The 631-nt window shown below is 49.9% G+C and carries 1 protein-coding gene; it reads left to right on the top strand.

Going from position 1 to position 631, the window contains the following annotated elements; translation table 11 throughout:
* Positions 1-310: hypothetical protein (locus J7R05_RS07490; protein WP_208541794.1), on the top strand; the 310-nt coding region annotated here is incomplete at its 5' end.
* Positions 311-631: the final 321 nt, after the last annotated feature.

Here is a 631-nt window from a genome sequence, read left to right as displayed (position 1 = left end):
GAGGGTTCGCGGGGGCGATTTGTGCCGGGCGGCCGGGAGCAAGCGGTTGTGCAAGGTGATGAGCTGTGGCCGTGTCGCGGTTAGGGGAGGCGGTTGTTTGTTCCCCATGTGGCCCTGTCAGGGTCTTTTGGCGTGCTTCATCTGTCAAGATGATGCTGTGATGGCTGATGGTGGGATGAGCAAAAAGCCACCCTGCCAAGCAAAAGCAAGGAGGGGGGATTGTTGGTCTTCAAACGCAGAGACACTTAAGGGTAGCACTCATATTGTTCTGGATGTTGGTTACAAAACGGCCTATTCAAGCGCGTTTTGACACTGCGCCTTGGGATAACAGCGTAAGGGTGAGAATTGGGAAGGTTTTCAGATTTCAAGTTCTCACACGAAGTCCACCCACCTACTTTATCACGGAAACCATCCTGGATCATGCAAGCATAAATTGTTGCTTTAGCATTGATACTTCGTTTTTGATTTCGTGAACCCTTTCCTAAGGGAGTGGGCTTCCCACTTCCCAACATCGCTTTCCTTCCCCCAGAAAAGTCCGTTCCAGACTTTCCCAATGCGGCAAAGAATCCGGAAGAAGCCCCACTAAAAGAACATCAAGGGAACCTAAACAAAGATATCCTACTCAAAAATT

The sequence above is a fragment of the Bartonella capreoli genome, assembly GCF_902813205.1.
Lineage (GTDB): Bacteria > Pseudomonadota > Alphaproteobacteria > Rhizobiales > Rhizobiaceae > Bartonella > Bartonella schoenbuchensis.
The sequence above is the reverse complement of the archived record's forward strand: the minus strand, read 5'-3'. Positions and strand labels throughout refer to the sequence as shown.